This is a genomic window from Modestobacter marinus (genome assembly GCF_019799945.1).
Classification (GTDB): domain Bacteria; phylum Actinomycetota; class Actinomycetes; order Mycobacteriales; family Geodermatophilaceae; genus Modestobacter; species Modestobacter marinus_B.
Window position 1 is genome coordinate 1 of sequence record NZ_JABGCH010000007.1, and the last position, 20,920, is coordinate 20,920.

The window sequence follows — 20,920 nt, forward strand, 5'->3', positions numbered from 1 at the left end:
AGCCGACCATGCCCGCGCAGCCAGGCCGGCATCGTCTTCAGCCCGTCGAACTCCGCCGCACCCGCCTTCTCGCACTCCCGCACCGTGCGGGTCACCTCGGCGGCCAGCCGGTTCTGCACCTGCAAGAGATCCTTGAGCCGGACCAGCAACGGCGGGCCGAACATGCCCGACAGGTCCTCGGCCGCGAGGGCGTCCAGGGCCGACTGCAACTCGCCCACGACACCTCCCGACAGCTTCGAACGTGTGTTCGAGTATACCGGCCTGGAGTCGTCTCGGCAGGGTGAACCCGCAGGTCAAGGGCCTGTCCACAGAAGTTGGCGCGGGGTTGACAGGTGTCAGTGCGAGGCGCCACCGGGGCCGGGCAGCAGACCGCGCTCGACGGCGACCAGCACGGCCCGCGTCCGGTCGTCGACACCGAGCTTCGCGAACACCCGCAGCAGGTGGGTCTTCACCGTCGCCTCGCCGATGAACAGGTCCCGGCCGATCTCCGCGTTGGTCAGCCCGCGGGCCACGCCACCCAGGACCTCCAGCTCGCGCGCGGTCGGCGCCTCGGCTGCGGGCGCGCGCATCCGCGACAGGAGCTTGGCCGTCACCGGCGACGCGAGCACCGTCTCGCCGCGGGCAGCCGCACGCACGGCGTCGGCGAGCTGCCGCAGGGGCGTGTCCTTGAGCAGGTAGCCCGTCGCGCCGGCCTCGACGGCCCGGACGATGTCGCCTTCTCCTCCAGCCCGTCCGCGGTGAGCAGCTCGGCGGTCGGGCGCGGGTCGGCGTGGTGGGCCGCGAAGTGGTCCAGCGCCTCGCGGACGGTGAGCGCCTGCGCCGCGCCCTCCCCTTGGCTGACCACGCCGATCCGGGCCCGCCATGCGCGCCCTGCCGACGCCGGGTCCTCCCCCAGCACCACGACGTCCCCGCCGTCCCGGCGGCGGACGCCCTCCAGCACCTCGATCGTCGTGGTCTTGCCCGCCCCGTTGGGTCCGCACGCTGATCGCCGGGCCGGCTGCACCGGACCAGGCCGGCAGCGGCGCCACCTCTGTCGTCGTCATGGGGACGACCCTGTCGGCGCCCGGGCGTCCGCGGGACCGCCGAGCCGTGGGTCCGTCGTCCACCGGTCGGTGGACGCCGGAGGTCCACCGCGGCGTCCGGAAACCGCCAGTCGGGCACCCGGATCGGTGCGATGCTCGTCGCGTGGACGAGCTCCTGGACATCGAGCACTGCTACCGCGCGGTGGCCAGCCGGGACGCGCGCTTCGACGGCTGGTTCGTGACCGCGGTGCACAGCACCGGCATCTACTGCCGCCCCTCGTGCCCGGCCCGCACGCCGTTGCCGAAGAACGTCTCCTTCCACTCCACCGCGGCCGCGGCCCAGGCGGCCGGCTTCCGCGCCTGCCGGCGGTGCCGGCCCGACGCCGTCCCCGGCTCGCCGGAGTGGGACGTCCGGGCCGACGTCGTCGCCCGCGCGATGCGCCTCATCGCCGACGGCGAGGTGGAGCGGGCGGGGGTCGGCGGGCTGGCCGCCGCGCTCGGCTACTCCGAGCGCCAGCTGCACCGGCTGCTCACTGCGGAGCTCGGCGTCGGCCCCCTCGCGCTGGCCCGCGCCCAGCGGGCGCAGACCGCGCGCCTGCTGCTGGAGACCACCCGCCTTCCGGTGTCCGACGTCGCCTTCGCGGCCGGCTTTGCGAGCATCCGGCAGTTCAACGACACGGTGCGGTCGGTCTTCGGGACGACGCCCACCGGACTGCGCCCGGCCAGCCCCCGCACCGACGGCGGTGCCCCCGGCTGGCTCACCCTGCGATTGGCCGCCCGCGCCCCGTTCGCCGCCGACGAGGTGCTGCACTTCCTCGGCGCCCACGCCACCCCCGGACTGGAGGAGTGGGACGGGACGACGTTCTCCCGGGTGCTCGACCTGCCGCACGGTCCGGCCGTCGTCCGGCTGTCCCCGGCGCCCGACGGCGGGCCCGCGGTGCTGGCCCGGCTGCGGCTGGCCGCGCTGCGGGACCTCGGTCCCGCGGTGACCCGCTGCCGCCGGATGCTCGACCTGGACGCCGACCCCACCGCCGTCGACGAGGTGCTCGGCGCCGACCCGGCGCTCGCGCCGCTCATGCGCACCGCGCCCGGCCGCCGCGTGCCCGCCGCACCCGACGCCGCGGAGCTCGCCCTGCGCGCCGTCCTCGGTCAGCAGGTGTCGGTGGCCGGCGCGCGCACGCTCACCGCCCGGGTCGTGGCCGCCGCGGGCCGTCCGCTGGACGAGCCGGTCGGCACCCTCACCCACACCTTCCCGCGCCCGACGGACCTCGCCGGCGCCGACCTGACCGACGTGGGGCTGACCGGCGCCCGCCGGCGCACGGTGCACGCGCTCGCCGCGGCCCTCGCCGACGGAACGGTCGCCCTCGGGCCCGGGGTCGACCGGGAGGAGGCCGCCCGCGCGCTGATCGCCGTTCCCGGGATCGGACCGTGGACCGCGGCCCTCGTCGGCCTGCGCGGGCTCGCCGACCCCGACGTCTGGCTCCCCGGCGACCTCGCGGTGCGCCGCAGCCTCACCGCCCTCCGCATCGACGACCGCAACGCCGCCGCACGCTGGCGGCCGTGGCGGTCCTACGCCGTCCAGCACCTCTGGGCGCTCGCCGTGCCCAGCCTGTTCACCCGCGGCCCCTCCATCGAACGGAGCGCCTGATGAAGACCCCACCCGCCCGGTACGCCACCATCGCCACCCCACCGGGCCCCTTCACCGTCGTCGTCGCCACCGGCGAGGACGGCGAGGACGTCGTGCTGGCCTCCGGCTGGACCGACGACGTCGCCGAGCTCCTCTCCGTCGTCCACCGCTCGCTGCGGCCCACCTGGGTGGAACGGGCGGACCGGCTGCCGGTGCTGGCGGCCGTGGAGGCCTTCGACGAGGGCGACGTGACCGCCATCGACCCGGTGCCGGTGCGGCAGCGCTCCGGCCCGTTCCTGCAGGACGCCTGGGAGGTGCTGCGCACGGTGCCGGCCGGCCGGCCGGACACCTACGCGGAGTTCGCCGTGCGCTGCGGGCGGCCGTCGGCCGTCCGGGCCGCCGCCGGCGCCTGCGCGCGCAACGCGGCGGCGCTGTTCGTGCCCTGCCACCGGGTGCTGGCCACCGGCGGCAAGCTGGGCGGATACCGCTGGGGGACGCCGGTCAAGCGGTGGCTGCTGGATCACGAGGCGGCGCACGCCACGGAGCCCAGCGACACGCCCGAGCTGTACACCGTGTGACCGTCCGCCCGCGAACTGTCGGACTCGTCCGGCAGTCTGCGGGCATGGACGCCGCCTCCCTGGTCCTCGGGCTCCTCCTCGGGGCGCTGCTGGCCACCGCCGTCACCCTCGCCGCCGTCGCGCTGCGCGGCCGCCGACGACCCGCGGCCGACGCGCTGGAACCGGTGCACGAGTCCCTGGACCACCTGCACCGGCTGCTGGCCGGCATCGAACGCGACCGCGCCACCGCCCACGGGGAGCTGCGGGAGCAGGTCGGGGCGGTCGGCCAGACGTCGGTCCTGCTGCGCCAGGAGACGGCGGCGCTGGTGACGGCGCTGCGCACGCCGCACGTGCGCGGCCGCTGGGGCGAGCTGCAGCTGCGCCGGGTGGTCGAGGTCGCGGGCCTGCTCGAGCACTGCGACTTCGTCGAGCAGCCGACCAGCACCACCGACGAGGGCGCCCGGGTGCGCCCCGACCTGGTGGTCACCCTCGCCGACGGGCGGCACGTGGTCGTCGACGCCAAGGTGCCCTTCGCCGGCTACATCGAGGCGGTCCAGGCCATCGACCAGGCGGTGCGCGACCAGCGGGTCGCCGACCACGCGCGGCAGCTGCGGACCCACGTCGACGCCCTCGCCGCACGCCGCTACCCGACCGCCTTCGGCAGCGCCGCGCCGTTCACCGTGCTGTTCGTGCCCTCCGACGGCTTCCTCAGCACGGCGCTGGAGGCCGAGCCCACGCTGCTCGAGCACGGGTTCGCCCGGGACGTCGTGATCGCCACCCCCAGCACCCTGCTCGCCCTGCTGCGGACCGTGGCCTACTCCTGGCGGCAGGAGCGGCTGGCCCAGGACGCCGCCGCGGTCCTCGAGGTGGGCCGCACCGTGCACGCCCGGCTGAGCACGCTGTCCGGTCACCTGTCCCGGCTCGGCTCGGCGCTGGGCTCGGCGCTGACCCGCTACAACGAGACGGTCGGCTCCTACGAGCGGTCGGTGCTGGTGGCCACCCGCCGCTTCGACGACCTCGGCGTCGCGGCGAGCCCCGTGCCCGTCCCCGCCCCGGTGGAGGGGACGGTCCGCGCGCTGCGGCCGGTGCTGGACGACGAGCCCGGCCGGCACACGGACCGCGACGACCTGACCGGCTGACCGCGCCCGCCACCCTGCCGTTCCGGAACAGGAAGAGGACGATGGGACTCCTGAGGCCCTGATCCACACAATCCGCCACCGCGGTGCGTCGACACGAGCGACATCTGCCCCACCGCTCCCCGCAGGGTCCAGCGTTGACTCAGGACGGGCCGTTACCGTGGCCCGACCGGCGAGGGCGCTGCTCCTCGTCGTCGACGAGGAGGTGCACCATCGCTCCGGTCACTGTCGATGCCAGACGGGAGGATGCCGTGCGGCCAGAACGCGGCGATGCCGGCGCGGCCGCGCGTCGCGGCCATCCGTCGCCGGGCGCCGTGAACGGCACGCCCCGCGGGCGTACCGAGCGGGAGCGGCCGGCTCGCGACGTGGACCCGCGCACGCCCGGAGGGCGCGCACCGGAAGCCCGCGCCGGCCAGCCGCCGCGCCGCGGCTCGCTCCCTGACGTCCCGGGCCGCCCGCCGCAGCCCCGCGACGTCCACCGCAGTGGTGGGGGCAGCCCGCCGTCCCCGCGGTCCTACGGAGCCGCGCAGTCCGGCCCGCGCCTGCCCGGCGCGCTCGCCGTCCTGGGCGTCTTCCTGGTGACCCTGGCCGCCGCCGCAGCGGACAGCTACATCGGCATCGGGCTCGGCCGGATCACCCTGGTTGCCCTGACCGCCAGCTCCGCGGCGGCCACCCTGCTGGTCCGCCGCCGGGACCTGGTCACCACGCTGATCGCGCCGCCCATGGTCTTCATGGCCGTCGCCCTGCTGAACATCGCGCTCGCGCCGTCGGTCACCTTCACCCTGCCGACCATGGCCACCCTGCTCATCCAGGGGTTTCCGGCCATGGCGATCGCCACCGGCGTCGCCCTGGTGCTCACGCTGGTCCGGCTGGTCACCCGCCGCTGACCGCCAGGTCAGACGCGGGCAGGCCCGGTCCCCGCGGGGGGATCGGGCCTTCCTGCGCAGCCGGCCCCCTCCCGGGGCCCGCCCCGAGCTCGCAAGGGGCGGGGAGGACGGGGTCCTTCTTCAGTCGGTGTCGACGGCGAGCGCCGCACGGCGCGACTTGAGCTCGTGGGGTAGCGCGAACACCAGGCGCTCCTCGGCGGCCTTCACCGTCTCGACGTCCGGATAGCCGCGCGTGGCCAGCCAGTCGAGCACCTCGCTCACCAGGATCTCGGGGACCGAGGCGCCGCTGGTGACCCCGACCGTGCCGACGCCCTCCAGCCAGGTCTCGTCGATCTCGGAGGCGAAGTCGACCAGGTGCGAGTCGCGGGCGCCGGCCTCAAGCGCCACCTCGACCAGCCGCACCGAGTTCGAGGAGTTCGTGGACCCGACCACGAGGACCAGGTCGCACTCCCCGGCCATCTGCTTGACGGCCTGCTGCCGGTTCTGGGTGGCGTAGCAGATGTCGTCGCTGGGCGGGCTCTGCAGACCGGGGAACCGGGACTTCAGCGAGTCGACGGTGGCCAGCGTCTCGTCGACCGACAGCGTCGTCTGGGACAGCCAGACGACCTTCTCCGGGTCGCGGACCTGGACGTTGGCGATGTCCTCGACGCCGTCGACCAGCTGGGTGTGCGCCGGAGCCTCGCCCATCGTGCCCTCGACCTCCTCATGCCCCCGGTGGCCGATGAGCAGGATGTCGTAGTCGTCCTTGGCGAAGCGCTTGGCCTCCATGTGCACCTTGCTCACCAGCGGGCAGGTGGCGTCGATGGTGTGCAGCGACCGCGCCTCGGCCTCGGCCTTCACCGCCGGCGACACCCCGTGCGCGCTGAAGACGACGACCGATCCCTCGGGTACCTCGTCGGTCTCGTCGACGAAGACCGCGCCCCGGCGCTCGAGGGTGGCGACGACGTGCTTGTTGTGGACGATCTGCTTGCGCACGTAGACCGGCGCACCGTGGATCTCCAGGGCCCGCTCGACGGCCACCACGGCGCGGTCCACACCGGCGCAGTAGCCCCGGGGATCGGCGAGCAGGACGCGTCCGCGCGGTTCAGCCATGCCGCCATGGTAAGTGCGCGAACCGCCCGGGCCCTGGACACGAGACGGATACCACGCTCTCCCGCGCCCGGTCGGGCTGCCGTCGCCCTGCCGGTGCGGCACGCTGAGGACATGGCTCGAGAGATCCCCGAGGCCGTTCGCGCGGTCGCCGGCCTGGCCGCGACCGTGCTGGACGAGGCCCGCAAGCTGCCCGAGACCCTGCCCGGCCTGCCGGTGCGGCTGATCGGGCTGGCCATGCAGACCTCGCTCCGGCTGCAGCAGCAGTACTCCGGGCTCGTGGCCCGCGGGGACGAGGTGCTCACCGGGTTGCGCGGCGACGCCGAGCCCGGTCTGGCGACCTTCGACGAGGACCTCCCCGAGCCGGCGGCCCCGGCCTCGGTCCGCACCTCCGCCTTCGACCGGGCCGCTGACCCGGCGGTCGAGGAGGAGACCGAGGCGGACGCGCTCGCTGACGCGCTCGCCGACGACCTGGCGGTCGCGGACCTGCCGGTCGCCGACCCCGGGACGCTCTCCGGCGACGTCGAGTCCGCGGTGCTCGCGATCACCGCGGACGACGACACCGACCTCAGCCCCGGCGAGGTCGCGGCGCTGCCGGGCGACCCAGCGGCCGACGCGGTCACTGCCGTGGTCGACGAGCTGGCCGGGGCGGTCGCCGACGAGGTGGTCGAGGAGCTGCCCGACGCCGTCCCGGACGAGGTCCTCGAGGACCTCGTCGCGGACGTCGCCGAACCCGCGGAGTTCGGGACGGCGGTCCCGGACCAGACGACGGTCGAGGAGGCTGTCGCCGGCGAGCCCCCGGCGGCGACCGACGTCCCGAGCCTGGCCGACGTCACCCCGGACACGGCTCCGGAGGACACCGCCACCCTCGAGGACGCCACCATGGACGTGGCCGCGCTCGATGAGGCCGAGGAGGAGCTGGTCGACCTCGGCGGCCCCGACGCAGCCGCCAGCGTCACCCCGCCCAGCGCGTCGGACGACGGCGCCGCGCCGGGCGAGGGCGCCGAGGACGACGCTGCCGCCGCGGCGACGAGGCCCCCGGTCGCGGGCTACGAGTCCTTCAGCATCCCTGCGCTGCGGGGCCGCCTGCGCGCCTACCCGGCCGAGACGGTCGCCGACCTGCTCGACTACGAGCGGGCCACCCGCGCCCGCGCGCCGTACGTCACGCTGCTGCAGAACCGGCTGGAGAAGCTGAACGCCGACCGCGGTCGATGACGGGCCCCGCGACGCCTGAGCTGTGCATGGCACCCTCGACCGGGTGACGTCCCCCTCCTCCCCCGAGGCGCCGTGGCCGGTGCGCACCGTCGCCCGCAAGGTCGCCGAGTGGATCGGCCGGCTCGGTGAGGTCTGGGTCGAGGGGCAGGTCGCCCAGCTGTCCCGGCGGGGCAGCGCGGCGACGGTCTTCCTGACCCTGCGGGACCCCGCCGCCGACCTGTCCGTGCCGGTCACCTGCCACCGGGACGTCGCCGACCGGCCCGGTCTGGAGCTCACCGAGGGCGCCCGCGTGGTGGTGCGCGCGCGGCCCGACTACTACGTCGCCCGCGGCTCGTTCTCCCTCCGCGCGACCGAGATCCGCGCGGTCGGCCTGGGCGAGCTGCTCGCCCGGATCGAGCGGATCCGCCGGCTGCTGGCCGCGGAGGGACTGTTCGACGCCGCCCGCAAGCGCCCGCTGCCCTTCGCCCCGGCCGTCGTCGGGGTGATCACCGGCCGGGACAGCGCCGCCGAGCGCGACGTCCTGGTGACCGCCCGGCGACGGTGGCCCGCCGTCCGCTTCGCGGTGCACAACTGCGCCGTCCAGGGCCCCACGGCGGCCGAGTCGGTGATCGCCGGGGTCCAGCGGCTGGACGCCGACCCCACCGTCGAGGTGATCGTGATCGCCCGCGGCGGCGGCTCGGTGGAGGACCTGCTGCCCTTCTCCGACGAGGGCCTGGTGCGGGCGATCGCGGCGAGCCGCACCCCGGTGGTGACCGCGGTCGGCCACGAGACCGACACGACCCTGGTCGACCACGTCGCCGACGTCCGCGCCGCGACCCCGACCGATGCCGCCCATCGTGTGGTGCCCGAGATCGGCGAGCAGCGCCGCCTGGTCGACGGCCTCCGGGCCCGCGCCCGGCACCTGCTCGCCGCCCGGCTCGAGCAGCAGGAACGCTGGCTGGACTCCGTCCGCAGCCGGCCCGTGCTCGCCGACCCCACCCGGCTGCTGGCCGGTCGGGCCGACGACGTCGCCGCGCTGCGCACCCGCGCCACCCGCACCGTCACCCACCGGGTGGAGGTCGCCGAACGCGACCTCGAGCACGCGCGGGCCCGGGTCACCGCGCTGTCGCCGGCGGCGACGCTGCAGCGTGGGTACGCGGTGGTGCAGCGGGCCGACGGCGCGCTGGTGCGCGACCCGGCCGAGGTGGGCGACGACGAGCGGCTGCTGGTCCGGGTCGCCGGCGGGCGCCTCCCGGTGCGCGTCGACCGGACCGCCACCGGGGAGGATGGTCAGCCATGACCACGCCCGACCCGACCGCCGAGCCGACGCAGACGTACGAGCAGGCCCGCGAGGAGCTCGCCGACGTGGTGCGCCGGCTGGAGGCCGGCGGGCTCACCCTGGAGGAGTCACTGGGTCTGTGGGAGCGCGGCGAGCAACTGGCCGAGCTCTGCCAGCACTGGCTCGACCGCGCCCGCGAGCGCCTGGCCGCCGCCGCCCCCACCGACACCCCCCAGTGACCTCTCCGGCCTTGTTGGCCAACATGGCCGGAGGGACGGGTCAGGGCGTGTAGGGCTCCAGCGACCCGGCGAGGGTGCCGAGCTCCTCGTCCGACGCCGACCCGGTGACCGCGAGGGTCGCCGTCCCCTCGTCGCGGGTCAGCGCCGTCTCCTCACGTTCGGTGGTGATCCGCTGCCAGGTCTCGCCGTCCACCTGCTCCTCCCCCTCGAGCGTGGCGTCCTCGAGGACGTCGGTGAGCGCCTCGGCGGCCGGGTCGTCACTGACCACGTACTCGGCGTACTCGCCACCGGGGGTGTACCAGCCGATCTGCAGGGTGATCGGATCACCGGTGGACGCCGAGCCCGCGTTGGTGCGCACGCTGGTCGGGCGCCAGCCCTCGGGCAGGCCGCGGGGCACCAGCAACTCGTAGGAGGCCAGCTCGGCGGACGCGCGCTCGGCGCTGGTCGTGTCGACCTCCCGGACAGGGTCCTCGGGGTTCTGCCGGAGCGCCATGACCCCCACGATGAACAGGCAGATCAGCACGAGCGGGAGCAGCGACCGCAGCATGTTCGCCGGGGTGAACCGCCCCATGCGGTCGACCGCCGGCGGAGGTGGCGGCGCCTGTTGGGTGACGGTGGTGGCGGCGCCCGGCGGGATCTGCTCGTCGGGACGCTGGCCGGACTGACCGGGATGGGGCATGCCCCTAGGATCGCAGCAACGCTCCCCCACCCTGCCGGGCAGCGTCGCCGGCGTCGCCCAGGAGGTCCCGTGTCGCTGCCCTTGCCCGACGGTCCGCTGCCCTCGCGCCGGTCCACCGTCCGTGCCGACCGGCCCGCGCCGGACCGGAACCTCGCCCTCGAGCTCGTCCGGGTCACCGAGGCGGCGGCCATGGCCGCCGGCCGGTGGGTCGGCCGGGGCGACAAGAACGGTGGCGACGGCGCCGCGGTCGACGCGATGCGCGCCCTCATCGGCACCGTGAGCATGCGGGGCGTCGTCGTCATCGGGGAGGGCGAGAAGGACGAGGCCCCGATGCTCTACAACGGTGAGCACGTCGGCGACGGCTGGGGCGCGGAGTGCGACGTCGCCGTCGACCCGATCGACGGCACGACGCTCATGGCCAAGGGCATGCCCAACGCCATCGCCGTCATGGCCGTCGCCGACCGCGGGGCCATGTACGACCCCTCCGCCGTCTTCTACATGGACAAGATCGCGACCGGCCCGGCTGCCGCGCACGCCATCGACATCACCGCGCCCGTGGCCGAGAACATCCGCCGGGTGGCCGAGGCCAAGCGGATGCACGTCGGGGACGTGACCGTCGTCATCCTCGACCGGCCGCGCCACGAGCAGCTGGTCAAGGAGGTGCGGGAGGCCGGCGCCCGGATTCGGTTCATCACCGACGGCGACGTGGCCGGCGCGATCGCCGCGGCCCGTGAGGGCACCGGCGTCGACCTGCTCATGGGCGTCGGCGGCACACCGGAGGGGATCATCACCGCCTGCGCGCTGAAGTGCATGGGCGGCGCGCTCCAGGGCCGGCTGTGGCCGCGCGACGACGCCGAGAAGCGGCGGGCGATCGACGCCGGGCACGACCTGGACCGGGTGCTGACCATCGACGACCTGGTGCGCGGCGACGTCTTCTTCGTGGCCACCGGCATCACCGACGGCGAGCTGCTGCGCGGCATCCAGTACCGCGCCGGTGGAGCCACCACGCAGTCCCTGGTGATGCGGTCCCGCTCGGGCACCATCCGGATGATCGACAGCCTGCACTCGCTGGACAAGCTCAGCCAGTACTCCGCGGTGCCCTTCAACGAGTAGCGGCAGGCCCCCGCGCCCCCCGGGACGGGCTCGCGGCGGGACCCTGCACGGGGTCCCTCCTCAGAGGCGGGGCAGCGGCGGCAGCGGGGGCATGGGTGGCGTCGGCGGGAGCGGAGGCGCCTGCGGTCCGGGGAGGCGCCGGGCGGCCAGCCGGTCCAGGACGGCGCGCCACCGGCTCGCCGACTCCCCCGGGGCCAGGCTGCGCAGCTTCAGGTCACCGAACACCGTCCAGCCCCGCACGATCACGCGCGGCGTGCCGGCCAGCCGCGGGACCGCCGCCAGCTGCGTCTTCCGGTCGCCGAACACCGTCCAGCCCTCGATCTCGGCGGCGACCCCCTCACTGACGATCACCTCCACGTCCCCGAAGACGGTGCCCAGCTGCAGGTGCACCTCCTCGGCGGAGGTGCGCAGCCCGCGCAGGTCGATCCGCACGTCCCCGAAAACGGTGCTCGCCCGCTCGGGGACCCCGGTGGTCGCGGTCAGCTTGACGTCGCCGAAGACGGTGGCCACCTGTCCGGGGGTGCGTTCCCCGACGATCTCGCCCACCGCCGGGATCTCCGACGCGGGGGCCGGCAGGTCGGCCAGCAGGGCCTGGAGCTCGGCGCTCGTCGTGGCGGCGTACGCGCCGTCGACCCGCTGGCTGAACTCGTCGAGGTCGATCCGTCCCTCGCCGACCGCCGCCTGCAGCCGGGTGACGACCACCTCCCGCTCGGCGTCGGAGACGCGGAGCACCGGAGCGTCCGACGGCTGAACCCGTCGGGGCGGGATCTCGGGATCCTGGCTCATGCCCGGACCCTAGCGTCGGCCGCGGCCGGCCCGGTCCGACCGGGCACGCCCGCACGGCAGGGACCCCTCCGCCGGGTGTCCTAGGGTCCGTGCCGGAGCACCGACACCACACCACCACACGGGAGCACACGTGGCCACCGAGACGGACTACCGCGTCGAGCACGACTCCATGGGGGAGGTCCGCGTCCCCACCTGGGCGAAGTGGCGGGCCCAGACCCAGCGCGCCGTCGAGAACTTCCCCATCTCCGGGACCCCTATCGAGCGCGAGCTGATCGCGGCGCTGGCCTCCATCAAGGGCGCCGCCGCGACGGTCAACGCCTCCCTCGGGGTCCTGCCGCAGGAGACCGCCGACGCGATCTCCGCCGCCGCCGCCGAGGTGGCCAGCGGGAAGTGGGACGAGCACTTCCCCATCGACGTCTTCCAGACCGGCTCGGGGACGTCGAGCAACATGAACACCAACGAGGTCATCGCCACCCTGGCCACGGAGGCCTCGGGCACCGCGGTGCACCCGAACGACCACGTCAACGCCTCGCAGTCGTCCAACGACGTGTTCCCCTCGGCCATCCACGTCGCCGCCACCCGCGCCATCGTGCGCGACCTCATCCCGGCGCTGCAGCACCTGGAGGCCTCGCTCACCCGCAAGGCCGAGGAATACGCCACCGTCGTCAAGAGCGGCCGCACCCACCTGATGGACGCCACCCCGGTGACGCTGGGCCAGGAGTTCGGCGGGTACGCGGCGGCGGTCCGGTACGGCGTGGAGCGGCTGCAGGCCTCGCTGCCCCGCGTCGGCGAGCTCCCCCTGGGCGGCACGGCGGTCGGCACCGGCATCAACACCCCGCCCGGCTTCGCCGCCGCGATCATCGACAAGCTCGCCGCCGACCTGGACCTGCCGCTGTCGGAGGCCCGGGACCACTTCGAGGCGCAGAGCTCCCGGGACGCGCTGGTCGAGGCCTCGGGTCAGCTGAAGACCATCGCGGTCGGGCTGGTGAAGATCGCCAACGACCTGCGCTGGATGGGCTCGGGCCCGCGCACCGGCCTCGGTGAGATCCAGCTGCCGGACCTGCAGCCGGGCAGCTCGATCATGCCGGGCAAGGTGAACCCGGTGATCCCGGAGGCGGTGATCCAGGTGGCCGCCCAGGTGATCGGGAACGACGCCGCCGTCACCTACGCCGGCACCACCGGCGTCTTCGAGCTCAACGTGACCCTGCCGCTGATGGCCCGCAACGTCCTGGAGTCGATCCGGCTGCTGGCCAACGTCAGCCGGCTGCTGGCCGACCGCTGCGTCGACGGCATCGTCGCCAACGTCGAGCAGTGCCGGGAGTACGCCGAGTCCTCCCCGTCGATCGTGACGCCGCTGAACAAGTACATCGGCTACGAGGAGGCGGCCAAGGTCGCCAAGCAGTCGCTGGCCGAGCAGAAGACGATCCGGCAGGTCGTGGTGGAACGCGGCTACGTGGAGGAGGGCAAGCTCACCGAGGAACAGCTGGACGCCGCCCTCGACGTCCTCTCCATGACCCACCCCTGAGCGACGACCCCACCCCGGGCAGGCTCAGGACGGGCTGGGGACGGGGGCCGGGTGGCGTGCGCACGCCCCCGGCACCCCGTCCCCGGCGGTAGGCAGTAGCGTTCGCGGTTGATGAGCGAGACAGCGAGCACCGACGACGTGGCCCTGCGCTGGAGCGGCGGTGAGCTCCCCCTGCGGGAGGTCCCGGCCACCGAGGGCGCCTCGGGCCTGGACACCAGCAAGCTGCTGTCCACGACCGGCAAGGTCGCCCTGGACATCGGCTTCGTGAACACCGCGGCGTGCACCTCGGCGATCACCTACATCGACGGTGACGCCGGGATCCTGCGCTACCGCGGCTACCCGATCGACCAGCTGGCCGGCAAGGCGAGCTTCATCGAGGTCACCTATCTGCTGATCTTCGGCGAGCTGCCGAACGCCGACCAGCTGGCTGAGTTCGACAGCCAGCTGCGGCGGCACACGCTGCTGCACGAGGACCTGAAGCAGTTCTTCAACGGGTTCCCCCGCGACGCGCACCCGATGCCGGTGCTGTCGTCGGCGGTGAGCGCGCTGTCGACCTTCTACCAGGACTCGCTGGACCCCTTCGACCAGCGCCAGGTGGAGATCTCCACGCTGCGGCTGCTGGCCAAGCTGCCCACGATCGCCGCCTACGCCTACAAGAAGTCGGTCGGGCAGCCGTTCCTGTACCCGGACAACTCGCTGGGTCTGGTCGAGAACTTCCTGCGGATGACCTTCGGGCTGCCCGCCGAGCCGTACCTGGCCGACCCGGAGCTGGTCCAGGCGCTGGACATGCTCTTCGTCCTGCACGCCGACCACGAGCAGAACTGCTCCACCTCCACGGTGCGGCTGGTCGGCTCCTCCCAGGCCAACCTGTTCGCCTCGGTCTCGGCCGGCATCAACGCGCTGTTCGGCCCGCTGCACGGCGGTGCCAACCAGGCGGTGCTGGAGATGCTCGAGTCGATCCGCCGCGAGGGCGGGGACATCCCCCGCTTCGTCGAGCGGGCGAAGAACAAGGAGCCCGGCGTCAAGCTGATGGGCTTCGGGCACCGGGTCTACAAGAACTACGACCCGCGGGCGGCGATCGTGAAGCAGGCCGCCGACACCGTGCTGAGCAAGCTCGGGGGCAACAACGAACTGCTCGACATGGCCCGCCAGCTGGAGGAGATCGCCCTCTCCGACGACTACTTCGTCGAACGCAAGCTCTACCCGAACGTGGACTTCTACACCGGGCTGATCTACCGGGCGATGGGCTTCCCCACCCGCATGTTCACCGTGTTGTTCGCCCTCGGCCGGCTGCCCGGCTGGATCGCGCAGTGGCGCGAGATGATCGCCGACCCGGTGACCAAGATCGGCCGCCCGCGGCAGGTCTACACCGGGGAACCCGAGCGGTCGTTCCTGGAGATCGCCGACAGGTAGAGGACCCCGCACGTCACCTGGCCCCCGTCGTCCGAACCGGACGGCGGGGGCCTCGTCGTCTCACCCCCCAGGGTGAGAGGCACCCCCCGAAGCGGTGACGTCCCTCAGGACACGCCCCTGCCCCGTCGATGGCATCAGGACACCGGCTGAGCTGGCCGGGCCGATCCAGACGGACCAGGGGGACGACGGTGGCCGCACCGCGAGCACAGGGCGCTGTCCAGCGACCCGGTGCCCCCCGACCCCGCGTCCCGGCCACCCGCGCGTCGGCCGCCGCCCGGACGAGCGCCCCGCGCACCAGCACCGGCCGGACGACCGCACCCCGTGGCACCACCCCGCGCCCCCGGACGGCTCCCGCCCGCCGCCCGGCGCACAAGCGACGGCGCACGACCGCCCCCCGCCGCAGCGGCAGCGCGCGGCACTGGCTGCACCGCCTCGGTGTGGTCGCCGGCGCCACCCTCGCCATCGTCACGGCCCTCGGCACGCTCGAGCAGCCGCCGACCGAGGCCGGGCAGGTCCCCACCGCACCGACCGGCTCGGCGGTGGCCGCCGCGGCGACGCTGACCGACGCCGTCGCCCGCCACCGCGCCGCGCTCGCCGACGCCACCCGCTACGAGGAGCACGCCCGCCAGGAGCGCGACGCCGCCACCGCCGCCCAGGCCGAGGCCGCGGCGCAGCAGGCGGCCGTCGGCGAGTGGGTCACCGCCCTGTACCAGCGCAGCACCACCGAGCGCTGGCCGCCGGCCGCGCTCTCGGTGCACGACCCCGCCGCCACCCCGGACGTCCTGCACGCCCAGGGGCTCGCCGAGCACCTGGCCGACGAGCGGGACGCGCAGGTGGACCGGGCCGCCGAGGCCGCCGTCCGCGCCGCGGAGCACACCGACGCGGCCGACGGCTCGGCCGACGCCGCCGCCACCGCCCGGCAGCGGGCCGCCGCCGTGCTGACGGAGATCCGCGACCTCGTGGGCGATCTGGACCCCGCGGTCGCCGCCGAGTGGGCCGCGTCGAGCACCACCGCCACCTCCGCCGAGCAGGACGCCCGCAACGACGCCGCGCTGACCGGCTGGCAGGCCTACCTGGGCGCGCTCACCGCCGCCGGGGTGTCCCCGCCGGCGGCCGCCGACCTGCTCGACCCCTCCTCGCTGCCGACCGGCCTCGCTCCCGCGCAGGACGCCGCGGGCGCCACCGTGCCGGGCGTGGCGGCCACCTACGCCACCGGCCGCACCGTGACCGTGCTGCCGGCCGAGACGATCGCCGCGGTCAGCGCCGCCTTCGCCCAGCTGGGCAAGCCGTACGTGCCCGGGCAGGCCGGCCCCGACGGGTACGGCTGCGGCGGCTTCGCCGCCGCGGTGTGGACCACGGCCGGCCTCGGGCTGACCAGCGACCTGGCCGAGCAGTGGGCGCGCGGCACCCCCGTGGCGGCCGGTCAGCTGCAGGTCGGGGACCTGGTCTTCGCCACAGACGCGGCCACCGGGCTGGACGACGTCGGCCTCTACGTGGGCGGCACGAGCGTCCTGTCCGCCTCGGCCGACCGCTGGCAGGTCGCCGTCCACGAGGTGGCCGACCTGTCCACCGCCGTCCGGGTCACCGTGCCCGCCGGCTCCCCCACCGCCCTCCCGGTGGCGACGACGGCGCCCGCCACCTGCAGCGCCCCGCGCCCCGGAACGGCCGGGGGCGACCCCGCGCCGGTGAGCGGCGCGTGGGGCGGGTGGAGCAACGGGCAGATCTCCCGCGACCAGCTGTGCGCCGTCGGCCCCTCGCACCGCCTACGGTGTGACGCCGCCGCCGCCTACACGGCGATGTCCGCCGCCTTCGAGACCACCTTCGGCACGCCGCTGTGCATCACCGACTCCTACCGGTCGCTGGACGCCCAGGCCGACGCGCACCACCGCAAGCCGAGGATCACCGCGGTGCCGGGCACCTCGAACCACGGCTGGGGCCTGGCGGTCGACCTGTGCGGCGGGGTGAACGTGTTCGGCACCGCGCAGACCGCGTGGATGCAGGTCAACGCCGGGCACTTCGGCTGGGTGCACCCGGACTGGGCGGCGGCCGGCAGCTCCAACCCGGAGCCGTGGCACTGGGAGTACGGCGTCCTCGCCTGAGGTCCACGGAAAGCCGTTGACCGCCTCGCGACGATGTCCCCGTGCGGATGACCTACCGGCGCACGGCCGACCGGCGGCCGGTGGAGACCCTGGTCGAGCGGGACGACGGCGTCGTGTTCGCGATGCGCGGGGCAGGCGGTGGCGCGGGTCTGCCCCACGACCTGGTGCACGCGGTGGTCGAGACCGAGCTGCAGGTCCGGGACGGCGTCTGGGGCTGCGCCGCCGACGGCGTGGTGTGGGGCAGCATGCGGCACGTCTCCGGTCGTCGGCCCCCGCACGCTGCCGAACGGTCGGCGCGGCTCAAGCGGGAGCGGACGGCGGCCGTGCAGCGGGCCGAGCTCGTGGCCGACGTCGCAGCCCGGCTGGCCCGGGGCGCCGAGGTCCTCCCCAGTCAGCTCGCTGCGCTGGACGTGCCGCCGGCACGGCTCGAGGCGGCCGTGGCGGCGCTGCGGATCGCGGCCGAGCGGTGGGCCGAGCTCACGCCGGGCGAGGACCACGTGGTCGAGTGGCTGCCCGCCCCCCGGCGACGTGCCGTACCCGCGGGGCGGCGGCGCTGAGGCGCGGCGGACTCAGGACCAGCCGAGGTCGGTGAGCTCGCGCCAGGGCACCGTCGCGCACGCCTCGGTGGCCTCGGCGACCAGCCGTCGGGCCACGCCGGTCTCGGCGCAGGCGACCGGCCGGCCCGGCGTCACGACCAGGTGCGCCTCCCGCAGCCGCAGGCCGCGCGCGGCCATCTCGGCCAGCATCCGCTCGGGCTCCACGAGCAGGGCGGTGTCCCCGCCCGGGACGCCGGGCGCGGTCCACAGCGCGACCGGCCCGACGAGCCGGACGGCGGACTCCAGCACCGCGGACCGGCCGAGCGCGGCCGACCGGATGCGGTGCACCGCGGGCAGGGTGACCTCGCGCGAGGGGCGCCACGGCGCGAGCCGCCCCTCCCGGGCCACCACGACCCGCCAGCCCAGGACGCAGGCCTGCGGATCGGTCCAGTCCAGGACGGCGAAGCCCACGGCCGCGGCCACCGAGTCCGGGACCGGCCGGTGGGCCAGCCACGCGCCCAGGGCGGCGGAGACCCCCTCGGGAGTGGCCGGGACGGAGGCCCGGGCCATCTCGACGGCGAGCTCGGCGAGGTTCACGCGGGTGCGGCGGCCGGCCTCCTGGAGCTCCAGCAGCGGATCGCGGCCGGCGCCGTCCACGATCCCGAGCCGCAACCCGGACTCCGCGGCGACGTCCTGCAGCCCGGCCACGGCGTCCCGCAGGTCGGTCACCCCGACCTCGGTGCGCCGCAGCCGCTGCAACAGCCCCGCCGGGGCACCGAAGACCGTTCCGCTCACCTGCTCCGTCCTCCCGTCAGCGCGTCCCGGGCCACCGGCGCGAGGCCGGGCAGCGTGAGCACGCTGGCCAGCTCGACGGCGGACAGCCGCACCGGGATGACGTCCTCACCCCAGCCGGTGGCCCGCCGGACCCGCGCCACGGGCGCCGGCCAGACGGCCTCGCGGGCCGCCGCGACGTGCAGCTCGGTGAGCACCTCGCCCAGGTGGATGGCGGCGACCGGGTGCACCGGCGCCCCGGCCAGTGCGGCCCGGACCGCCCGCTCGACCTCGGTGCGGTCGGCTGCGCTGAGCCAGTGGGGCACCAGGACGGCGGGTGCCGCGTCCTCGACCGGGGGGATGCTCACGCGATCTCCTCACAGGCGCTCGCCGACGACGACCAGCGGCTCGGAGGACCGGTCGGGCGACCGCTCCCCGCGAGGCGGGCGAGGCGGTCCGGCGCGGTCACGAGGGAGATATCGGCAGGTCGACCTGCCGGTGGACCCGGCGCGCCCACATTTCGGGGCAGCGAGCCCCGAGCCCCCGAACGCGACCGTCCCCCTCCTCCGGGATCGGGGGAGGGGGACGGTACGTCGGGGTCGGCCCCCTTCCAGGGGCCGCCGCTCCTCGGCCCCGTCCAGAGGCTCGCTCTGAGCCTGCGAAGGGCGGGGGGACGGGGCCTTCCAGGAGTGGCGGGAAGAAAGGGGTCCTCCTTCAGCTGCCGAGCTCGACGAGCCGCTGCTTGAGGACCTTCTCGGCCCGGTCGGCGTGCACGTTCATGTTGCGCACCGAGGTGTTCAGCTCGGTGGACAGCTGGGTCTTGGTCCGGCCGCCCCAGGTGGTGAGGTACCAGGTGGTCCAGCCCAGCACGTTCGCCTGGGCGGCCCGCTGGTCACGCCGCGCGGTGGGGTCGGGGGCGCAGGCCGCGGTCAGCGCGTGCGAGAGCAGGGTCTGCTCCGCCTCGCCCATGATCTCGTCGGGCACCTCGGTGTTGTCGGGCACGACGAACTCGGCGCCGTCCGCGCCCCCGTCGAGCGACTGGAGGTTGCGCAGCCCATTGAGGGTCGCGACGGTCTGGGAGTTCCGGCGCAGGGTGGCCACGCTCTGGCCCATGAACGCCGCCAGCTCCCTCTCGCTGGGGCGCCGCTGGTGCTCGGCGGTGAAGGCGGCGATCGCCTTCTGCTGCTTGTTCTCCGTGTCCGCGGCGGTCCGGCCGTAGGCGTTGCGGCCGAGGTCGTGCACCCACTTGGACAGCTGGGTCGCCAGGTACGCGCCGAACGGGACCGACTTGGTCTCGTCGTAGGTCGACACGGCCTTGAGCACCCACTCGGCGACCTGCTGGTCGACGTCGTCGTTGTCGGGCAGGTGCAGCCGGATCGTGCTCATGTTGCGCTGCAGCCGCTTGAGGCTGACCCGGCAGTAGTGCCGGCACAGCTCGTCGAGGAACGCGGGAGGCAGGTCACGGGGAGCGCGGCGGCGGACATCGGTCTCCGGCCGCAGGCCGACGGTCCCGTACCCGGCGTCGGCGCACCAGTCGCGGATCACGCCGGCCAGGGACTCGGCGGTCCCCCGCGCGCCGTCGACGCGGTAGAGGCCCTCACCCTCGTCGTAGGTCACGGTGACCCCCGCGGGGAGGGCCGCCCGGAACCGGGCGAGCGGCAGCTCCCGGTCGGTGCGGAAGTGGACCCGGTCGCGCGGGGTGATCGGCGCCAGGGCCCAGCCCTCGGACTCGGTCAGGCCGCCGAAGACCAGCGGGTCGCGGGAGCGGGTGCGGTCGTCGACCGCGGGGATGGCAGCGTGCAGGGACACCGGTCCTCCTGAGGGGAAGTGCAGGTGGGCGTGGTGGGGGGGCGGCTCGTCGGAGCGAGCCGAACAGAACGGCGCCGGGTGATCTGGCCCCGCGGCAGGGGCCCGCCGCGAGCTTGCGAGGGGTGGGGGGCAGCGGGGTCCTTCTTCAGGCCGGGACGGCGAGCGTGGCGTGCTCGGCGAGGAGCTCCACCGGCAGCGGGGTGCGCGGGGCGGGGATGCGCGGGGCGGGGCTGCGCGGCGTGCTGCGCGGGCGGTCCGCGAAGGCCAGGACGCCGGCCGCGGCGGCCTGCTCGGTCCCGCTGGGCTCCCCGACGTAGACCGGCATGAAGTCGTAGAGGTCGGTGAACAGGCCGTCGACGAAGGCGTAGGCGGCCTGCGCCTCGGCGGAGAACTTCGCGATCTGCTCCCGCGGCCCGAGCTCGACGCCGACGGTGACCCGCACGGCGCGGGCGTCACCGGCGAGGCCGGTCAGGGCGAAGGACACCGTCTCGTGCCGGGCGGCCAGCGCGGACAGCGCGGCCAGGCAGCGCCGGGTCGCCGAACGACGGGGGCGCAGCTGCACGTGCACCACCACCGTGTCCGGGGTCGCGGACTCGGCAGCCGGCAGGCGCAGGTCGGTGGACAGTGCGACCTCGTCGGACCGACCTGCAGTTGCGCTGAGTTCCATCGTGCTCTCCCCCTGTGACTGGCGTTGGGGAGAGACTTGCGCACCATCACGTGCCGCAACGGCGAGACTCGCCGTTCTGTTACTACTGAGGCAGACGGGATTGAGCGGTAATTGGCCCGCTTTCGGGCTTTCCTATGTCACTTCTTGTCTGAAGCCCGGACGGAGTCTGGCGCGAATGTCGACAGGGCGCTCAGCGCGTCCGCGGCCACCTCGGCCGCCAGGCTGTTCGCCTCGGCGATCTGCCGGTAGACCTCCTCCCGGTGGATCGAGACCTCGCGGGGCGCCTTGAAGCCGAGGCGGACGGTGCCGCCGCGCACCTCCACGACGTAGACCTCGATGTCCTCCCCGATGCGGATGCTCTCGCCGACGTTGCGGGTGAGTGTGAGCACTGGTTTCCCCTCCATGGGTGTGTGTCGCCATCCGTGGCACGCCCCGCGCTCCGGCGGGGCACTCCCGGGGTCCCTACCCCGGCAGTTGGTGCAGTCCCTTCAT

Annotated in this window: 22 protein-coding genes and 1 pseudogene; 12 read left to right on the forward strand and 11 right to left on the reverse strand. The window is 75.0% G+C overall.

What is annotated here, in order from left to right; all coding sequences use genetic code 11:
- The 3 genes and pseudogenes from HK417_RS08430 to HK417_RS25205 form a co-directional block, all read right to left on the reverse strand.
- Positions 1-218, reverse strand: a pseudogene (locus HK417_RS08430) (endonuclease); the annotation flags it as partial.
- Between the two features lie 117 nt (positions 219-335).
- Positions 336-593, reverse strand: coding sequence for a response regulator transcription factor (locus tag HK417_RS25200; RefSeq protein WP_308123453.1), 258 nt, complete (start codon positions 591-593; stop codon positions 336-338).
- A complete protein-coding gene (locus HK417_RS25205; protein WP_308123454.1) occupies positions 590-1,003 on the reverse strand; it encodes an ATP-binding cassette domain-containing protein in 414 nt (137 codons plus the stop codon). Before HK417_RS25205 ends, HK417_RS25200 begins: the two co-directional genes overlap by 4 nt.
- Before the next feature lie 182 nt (positions 1,004-1,185).
- On the opposite strand from HK417_RS25205, the gene HK417_RS08445 reads away from it, so the two are divergent.
- The 4 genes from HK417_RS08445 to HK417_RS08460 all read left to right on the forward strand — a co-directional run bounded on the left by HK417_RS08445 (position 1,186) and on the right by HK417_RS08460 (position 5,229).
- Complete coding sequence (locus HK417_RS08445) at positions 1,186-2,670, forward strand: AlkA N-terminal domain-containing protein (RefSeq protein WP_308123455.1); 1,485 nt, start codon at positions 1,186-1,188, stop codon at positions 2,668-2,670.
- Positions 2,670-3,227 carry a methylated-DNA--[protein]-cysteine S-methyltransferase gene (locus HK417_RS08450; RefSeq protein ID WP_222265340.1) on the forward strand — a complete coding sequence of 186 codons (558 nt, stop codon included), beginning with the start codon at positions 2,670-2,672 and terminating at the stop codon, positions 3,225-3,227. Before HK417_RS08445 ends, HK417_RS08450 begins: the two co-directional genes overlap by 1 nt.
- A gap of 44 nt (positions 3,228-3,271) precedes the next feature.
- On the forward strand, positions 3,272-4,345 hold the full coding sequence (locus HK417_RS08455; RefSeq protein WP_222265342.1) for a DNA recombination protein RmuC: 1,074 nt from the start codon (positions 3,272-3,274) through the stop codon (positions 4,343-4,345).
- A gap of 248 nt (positions 4,346-4,593) precedes the next feature.
- Positions 4,594-5,229: a DUF6542 domain-containing protein gene (locus tag HK417_RS08460; RefSeq protein WP_222265344.1), complete on the forward strand. Its 636-nt coding sequence runs from the start codon at positions 4,594-4,596 to the stop codon at positions 5,227-5,229.
- Positions 5,230-5,349: 120 nt separating this feature from the next.
- Here HK417_RS08460 and HK417_RS08465 read toward each other — a convergent pair whose 3' ends face one another.
- Complete coding sequence (locus HK417_RS08465; RefSeq protein WP_222265346.1) at positions 5,350-6,321, reverse strand: 4-hydroxy-3-methylbut-2-enyl diphosphate reductase; 972 nt, start codon at positions 6,319-6,321, stop codon at positions 5,350-5,352.
- Positions 6,322-6,432: 111 nt separating this feature from the next.
- Here HK417_RS08465 and HK417_RS08470 point away from each other — a divergent pair, with 111 nt between their 5' ends.
- From HK417_RS08470 to HK417_RS08480, 3 genes are read left to right on the forward strand one after another with little or no spacing between them, the layout of a single operon-like run.
- Positions 6,433-7,533: a hypothetical protein gene (locus HK417_RS08470; protein ID WP_222265347.1), complete on the forward strand. Its 1,101-nt coding sequence runs from the start codon at positions 6,433-6,435 to the stop codon at positions 7,531-7,533.
- Positions 7,534-7,576: 43 nt separating this feature from the next.
- Positions 7,577-8,812, forward strand: coding sequence for an exodeoxyribonuclease VII large subunit (gene xseA, locus HK417_RS08475; protein WP_222265349.1), 1,236 nt, complete (start codon positions 7,577-7,579; stop codon positions 8,810-8,812).
- Positions 8,809-9,030 carry an exodeoxyribonuclease VII small subunit gene (locus tag HK417_RS08480; RefSeq protein ID WP_222265351.1) on the forward strand — a complete coding sequence of 74 codons (222 nt, stop codon included), beginning with the start codon at positions 8,809-8,811 and terminating at the stop codon, positions 9,028-9,030. Before xseA ends, HK417_RS08480 begins: the two co-directional genes overlap by 4 nt.
- 40 nt (positions 9,031-9,070) lie before the next feature.
- On the opposite strand, the gene HK417_RS08485 is transcribed toward HK417_RS08480, so the two are convergent.
- Positions 9,071-9,709, reverse strand: coding sequence for a DUF4245 domain-containing protein (locus HK417_RS08485; RefSeq protein WP_222265353.1), 639 nt, complete (start codon positions 9,707-9,709; stop codon positions 9,071-9,073).
- A gap of 69 nt (positions 9,710-9,778) precedes the next feature.
- Between HK417_RS08485 and glpX the strand changes: the two genes are divergently transcribed.
- Positions 9,779-10,822 carry a class II fructose-bisphosphatase gene (gene glpX / locus HK417_RS08490; RefSeq protein ID WP_308123456.1) on the forward strand — a complete coding sequence of 348 codons (1,044 nt, stop codon included), beginning with the start codon at positions 9,779-9,781 and terminating at the stop codon, positions 10,820-10,822.
- Positions 10,823-10,882: 60 nt separating this feature from the next.
- Here the strand turns inward: glpX and HK417_RS08495 are convergent, their stop codons facing one another.
- Positions 10,883-11,608 (reverse strand): DUF1707 SHOCT-like domain-containing protein, encoded by a 726-nt coding sequence (locus tag HK417_RS08495; RefSeq protein WP_222265357.1) that lies wholly within the window; start codon positions 11,606-11,608, stop codon positions 10,883-10,885.
- 130 nt (positions 11,609-11,738) lie between these two features.
- Between HK417_RS08495 and HK417_RS08500 the strand changes: the two genes are divergently transcribed.
- From HK417_RS08500 to HK417_RS08515, 4 genes are all read left to right on the forward strand, one after another.
- On the forward strand, positions 11,739-13,133 hold the full coding sequence (locus tag HK417_RS08500) for a class II fumarate hydratase (RefSeq protein WP_222265359.1): 1,395 nt from the start codon (positions 11,739-11,741) through the stop codon (positions 13,131-13,133).
- 111 nt (positions 13,134-13,244) lie between these two features.
- Entirely contained in the window at positions 13,245-14,546 is a 1,302-nt protein-coding gene (locus HK417_RS08505) for a citrate synthase (protein ID WP_222265361.1), read from the forward strand.
- Between the two features lie 188 nt (positions 14,547-14,734).
- Complete coding sequence (locus HK417_RS08510) at positions 14,735-16,645, forward strand: D-alanyl-D-alanine carboxypeptidase family protein (RefSeq protein WP_222265363.1); 1,911 nt, start codon at positions 14,735-14,737, stop codon at positions 16,643-16,645.
- Positions 16,646-16,686: 41 nt separating this feature from the next.
- Positions 16,687-17,202: a hypothetical protein gene (locus HK417_RS08515; RefSeq protein WP_222265365.1), complete on the forward strand. Its 516-nt coding sequence runs from the start codon at positions 16,687-16,689 to the stop codon at positions 17,200-17,202.
- A 12-nt stretch (positions 17,203-17,214) separates the two neighbouring features.
- On the opposite strand, the gene HK417_RS08520 is transcribed toward HK417_RS08515, so the two are convergent.
- From HK417_RS08520 to csrA, 5 genes are all read right to left on the reverse strand, one after another.
- Complete coding sequence (locus HK417_RS08520; RefSeq protein ID WP_222265367.1) at positions 17,215-17,976, reverse strand: hypothetical protein; 762 nt, start codon at positions 17,974-17,976, stop codon at positions 17,215-17,217.
- Complete coding sequence (locus HK417_RS08525; protein ID WP_222265369.1) at positions 17,973-18,320, reverse strand: hypothetical protein; 348 nt, start codon at positions 18,318-18,320, stop codon at positions 17,973-17,975. The genes HK417_RS08520 and HK417_RS08525 overlap by 4 nt, the downstream gene beginning before the upstream one ends.
- 346 nt (positions 18,321-18,666) lie before the next feature.
- The gene (locus tag HK417_RS08530; protein ID WP_222265371.1) at positions 18,667-19,761 is read right to left on the reverse strand and encodes a flagellar biosynthesis protein FliA; all 1,095 of its coding nucleotides are present in this window, start codon (positions 19,759-19,761) and stop codon (positions 18,667-18,669) included.
- A 145-nt stretch (positions 19,762-19,906) separates the two neighbouring features.
- Positions 19,907-20,428 (reverse strand): hypothetical protein, encoded by a 522-nt coding sequence (locus tag HK417_RS08535; protein WP_261326192.1) that lies wholly within the window; start codon positions 20,426-20,428, stop codon positions 19,907-19,909.
- A gap of 137 nt (positions 20,429-20,565) precedes the next feature.
- On the reverse strand, positions 20,566-20,817 hold the full coding sequence (csrA, locus tag HK417_RS08540; RefSeq protein WP_222265374.1) for a carbon storage regulator CsrA: 252 nt from the start codon (positions 20,815-20,817) through the stop codon (positions 20,566-20,568).
- Positions 20,818-20,920: the final 103 nt, after the last annotated feature.